General features: G+C 42.1%; 3 protein-coding genes and 1 pseudogene. All 4 read left to right on the top strand.

All coding sequences use genetic code 11. From position 1 onward, the window contains the following. Positions 1-203: pseudogene (locus CKY02_RS25370) on the top strand (IS4 family transposase); the annotation flags it as partial. 533 nt (positions 204-736) lie between these two features. After that, a complete protein-coding gene (locus CKY02_RS22165; RefSeq protein WP_112896920.1) occupies positions 737-1,930 on the top strand; it encodes an RCC1 domain-containing protein in 1,194 nt (397 codons plus the stop codon). A 70-nt stretch (positions 1,931-2,000) separates the two neighbouring features. Further along, entirely contained in the window at positions 2,001-3,329 is a 1,329-nt protein-coding gene (locus CKY02_RS22170; RefSeq protein WP_112896921.1) for an RCC1 domain-containing protein, read from the top strand. Between the two features lie 786 nt (positions 3,330-4,115). Beyond that, on the top strand, positions 4,116-4,790 hold the full coding sequence (locus tag CKY02_RS22175; RefSeq protein WP_112896922.1) for a hypothetical protein: 675 nt from the start codon (positions 4,116-4,118) through the stop codon (positions 4,788-4,790). Positions 4,791-5,072 lie beyond the last annotated feature (282 nt).

A 5,072-nucleotide genomic window follows, 5' to 3' on the forward strand; every position in this document is an offset into this window, starting at 1 on the left:
GGCTGATTGGTTTTTATGCCGAAAATAAAGGAATACACCTTAATTATCAGGCAAATAGTATCAAATCAAGAAGAGTCATCTCTCACCTAACATTAGCGGAGAATGTATTACGCCATTCTCCGCTAATGTTATTTGAAATAGTGCTTAATAAAACACTCAAGCACCTCGCCAAAATCTACCAAAATATGGTTTTGATTTATTAGCGCTGATTTGTGGGGATTCCTCAGCAAGGTAGCGGGCTTTTTCATACACTACACAAAGCGGATATTTATGGTGAAAGCCTAAATCATTTAACTATTTATTGCATTTTAATTAATAATTAAATACACATGTTACTCTGAATACTTGCATATAAATAATTCTTGAGAACATTTATGGATATTACGACAAAAATATTAATAATTCTTTATTTTCTGTTTTACGATTAATTATTAGTAAATTAATTTACGTGTTAATATAGTATTAACAACCATAATGATATATATTTACTTTAAATCTCCCTGATCAAAATTCAACATTGTGAATTTTATAGCTTATTGATATAAAAGAAATTTAAAACGGATTAGAAAAATAGATTTACCATTAGTCTTAATTATTTTTTCCTATTATATTTAAAGAATAGACAACCTTATTCATATCAGTAGAAATGCAGCTTAACCCGCAAGGGATAGATTTCATGACATAGACTCCCTGTGGGAAAAGGTAAATTCGATATAACCTTCATTAGGAGAGTAATATGAATCAAAATAACGATTTCTCACCAAGTATGGATACCAACGACAATCCTATAAAACAATATTGGCAACCAGACAGGAATAGTGACGCTGATAATAATACGCCCATCGCCTCTACTAAAGAGGCAACTGCCATGTTATTACCAAATGGCAGAGTGATCGCTTGGGGAAATGGTCCTAGTAGTCAAATCCCGCCCGACATTGCTCAATTACAGGATATCGTTAGCCTGAGTGCAACAAATGATGCTTTTGCGGCACTACGGAAAAACCGGAGCGTGGTCGCCTGGGGAAACGAAAACGAAGGTAACGATGGTCAAGTCCCATCCGACATTTCCCAATTGACGGATATTGTCAGCCTGAAAGCAACAGGTTCTGCTTTCGTGGCTCTACGAGCAAACAGAAACATAGTCGCCTGGGGCGATGAATTTTCTGGTGGTCGAATACCTGATGAAATTGCCCAATTGCAGGATATTACCAGCCTGAGTTCAACAATAAACGCATTTGCAGCCCTACGAGCAAATCGCAGCGTAGTCGCTTGGGGAATTAAAAATGGGGGAGGTCAGGTTCCACCAGAAATTGCCCAATTGCGGGATATTGTCAGTATTAGTGCAATAGGTTCTGCTTTCGCAGCTCTACGATCAAACCGCAGCGTCGTCACCTGGGGATTCCAAGAGTTAGGTGCTCAAATCCCACCAGAAATTATTCAATTGCAGGATATTGTCAGCATAAGAGCAACAAATTTTGCTTTTGCGGCTCTACGGGCAAATCACAGTGTTGTTACTTGGGGCGACCCACCTTCGGGTGGCAGTATTCCGTCGGAGATTGCCCAATTACAAGATATCGTCAGTCTGTGTACAACATCGAATGCTTTCGCGGCTCTACGGGCAGATCGCAGTGTGGTTGCCTGGGAAGGCAATAATATCAAAACTCCACCCGAAATTGCCGTATTGCAGGATATTACCAGTATAAGTGCAACAGAAACCGCATTTGCAGCCCTACGGATGAACGGTAGCGTCGTTGCCTGGGGATATGGCGATTATCAAGGCAATCAAGTCCCTTCCGGGATAACTCGATTACAAGATATCGTTAGCCTTAATGCATCAAGAAACTCATTCACAATAGTGCGAACCAATGGTCAGAGGGTAGGCTGGGGCTCTATTTACGACAATAAACTACATAATGAATATGATAATTAGTTAATCCATTGAGCAGAAGTTTTACGGTACAGAAAAGGTAAATCCGATATGACCTTATTAGGAGAAGAAGATGAGCCAAAATAACGATTTCTCACCAAACATGGATACCCACGATAATTCTATAAAGTTATACCAGCAATTTGGGACATACGGTAATAGTAACTCCAACGACAAAATCTGCATCGTCCCTACGGCCTGGTCAACCGCCATGTTATTACCAAATGGCAGAGTGATCGCTTGGGGAGATGATGATGTCAGAAATATCCCACCCGAAATTGCTCAATTACAGGATATAGTCAACCTGACTTCAACAATCTCTGCTGTAGCCGCGCTGCGGGCAGACCGTAGCGTGGTCGCTTGGGGTGATCGAGACAACGGCGGCGAAGTCCCACCAGAAATTGCCAAATTACGGGATATTGTCAGTCTGAGTTCAACGTCGAGTGCTTTCGCCGCCCTGCGGGAAAACCGTAGTGTAGTCGCTTGGGGAGATCCAGATCAGAAAGCGCCAAATTGGGGAAGCCCAATCCCATCCGATATCGCTGAATTACAGGACATTGTCAGCCTAAGTTCAACATATTCTGCCTTCGCCGCCCTACGAGCGAATGGTAGTGTGGTCGCCTGGGGAAATCCATATCAAGGAGGGCAAGTCCCGTCTGACATTGCCCAATTAAAAGATATTGTCAGAATAAGTACAACTGCGAATACATTCGTGGCCCAGCGGGCGGATGATCAAGTCGTCTCCTGGGGTAAATATTCTGTACCTTCTAATATGAACTACAAGTATTTCGTCAGCCTAAGTTCAACATGGACTTCTTTCGCAGCCCTGCAAAAGGATGGCAGCGTGCTCGCTTGGGGAGATGGAGAATCAGGCGGCAGCGTCCCGACAGAAATTGCTAACTTAACGGACATTGTCAGCCTAAGTGCAACAGACAAAGCATTTGCTGCCCTGCGGGCAGACCGTAGTGTAGTTACCTGGGGTGATCCGAACTCTGGCGGTCAGGTTCCACCCGAAATTGCCGCATTAAAGGATATAGTCAGCCTACATCCCGCAATAAGCTCACATCTAGCAAGAGGCTCATTCGCTGCCTTGAGGGCAAATCGCAGCGTAGTCATCTGGGGGGCAAGTACCAGCATCCCACCCGAAATCGCCAACTTAACGGACATTGTCAGCCTAAGTGCAGCAAATGATGCGTTCGCTGCCCTAAGGGCAAATGGTAGCGTGGTCTCTTGGGGACACAGTGATCCAAGCGTCAAACTCCCATCTGGGATAGCCCGATTACAAGATATCGTCAGCCTAAGTACAACCGGTAAATCTTTCACAGTCTTACGACAGAATGGTCAGATATTAGCCTGGGATGTTGGTAACGATAATATAGTACATAGTGAATATGATGATTAATCCATTGTCATTATGAATGACTAAAAAACACGAAAACCAAGGCTGAGCCATAATACCTCGGTTCAGCCTGTCGAGTATTCACTTGAAATCTCATCACAGCCGCTCTCTGTTATTACTAATATTAACTTTCAAATAAAGATTAAAAGACTATGACTTTACGAAATAGTTTGGGACGTAAATCCTAAAAACCCCAAAATAACTGACATTTTCATAAACAGGCTAGAGCGGATATTACAATCAACCCCTAGTGATTTTTCTTCCTTGCTTTACAGTTAATACTTAGCATATTAAGTTACATATTTACGTATTAATAAGAGTAGCCATAAAGATGTACATCCCCCCTAAATTCTGTATCTCAAGTCTCATAACTTCAACCCTTACCACTTATAGATAAAAAAATAATCTGAAATCAACTACCAAAAAATTAATTTAGCATTAATCTGAAGTTATCTGCCGATAACTATTTCCTATTATCTTTTTTTAAAAATAATTGCTAATCTTATTTATGTCTTCGTAGCAATAGAAATTCAGCTTAACCCGCAAGGGATAGGTTTTATGGCATAGGTTCCCTGTAGGTAAAGGTAAATCCGATATAACCTTAAGTTAGGAGAGTAATATGAATCAAGACGATTTCTCCTCAAACATGAGTTCCAGCAATACTCTTACATGAACGAAACCGTGTAATAACAACCTGCACGGGTGACCCGATGCAGAGAATAATCATCTGAAAAAGGAGGGCCCTTAAAAGGCCAATACAATCTGGCCGGGACAGGGTTATCACAGAGAATGAAAATTTTTAATATGGCAACCGGGGAGCTATCCCCATCAGAGTATTATCAACCTAATCCTGCTACAGCCTCTTGGAACCCAACGTGGGCAATCAAAGCTCTCGGGCAACCGGTGATAAATGGGAAAGACAACAGGGGTAAGCCAATTCGTTACCCAGAAGTAGGTACCAGTCCCTTATTGAATGTCTTTCCGCCAGTAATAAATCGTAATTTTCCAAAGCCGAGAGTAGACGATATGACGCTGGAACAAGGCAGGTTCTGGATAAATGCACAAAACAGCATCTTCAAGGTCCCACGTGTGGTCACCGGTAAGTATATCTGTCAGATGGTTGCCAAACGTAAAGATAAATCTCCAGGGAAAGCCACAGTGACCCTCTATACGGATGCTAACGTTGTAAATTATATACTCTACAGGTTCAAGGGAGACAAAAACGTTATGGAATCTAGCGTGAACGACCTGATTTACACAGTAAGCTGCCGAGGGACCGGATTTTCATGGGAGCGTAAACCCGAAGAGAAATTTGAGTTGGAAAGTAAGTGGGAAAACGCAGCACTGACAATTAAAATGCAAGACACTTGCGATTGGATTTATGATGTTGCTTTCTGGACGCCACCAAGCAACAATCCAAATGGTCAGTTTAAAGACCCAGCCATCCTGAGACCTAATAGCTAACCTGGAGAAGCCAGATCCCTGTAATAACCCAGATAACCTATCTGGAATGAGAAGGCAGGTAGCAGCAATAAATAAAAATCTTTAACAGAACAACCGGGGTGTAATCCCCGGTTGAGCACTCAATGAATACAGTTGACATCCTCCCCGCCATAAAGCTGTCTTTCCTACACAAATATTTTAACCCGCCCCCTCGTTATTGAACTTTTACCTCATAGATTGATCCCAATAAAAAACACGACTTGAGGTAATCTTTATGTTTTCAACCTGCGCCGAACAATGGGC

This window comes from Photorhabdus bodei (genome assembly GCF_003287735.1).
Taxonomy (GTDB): Bacteria; Pseudomonadota; Gammaproteobacteria; order Enterobacterales; family Enterobacteriaceae; genus Photorhabdus; species Photorhabdus kayaii.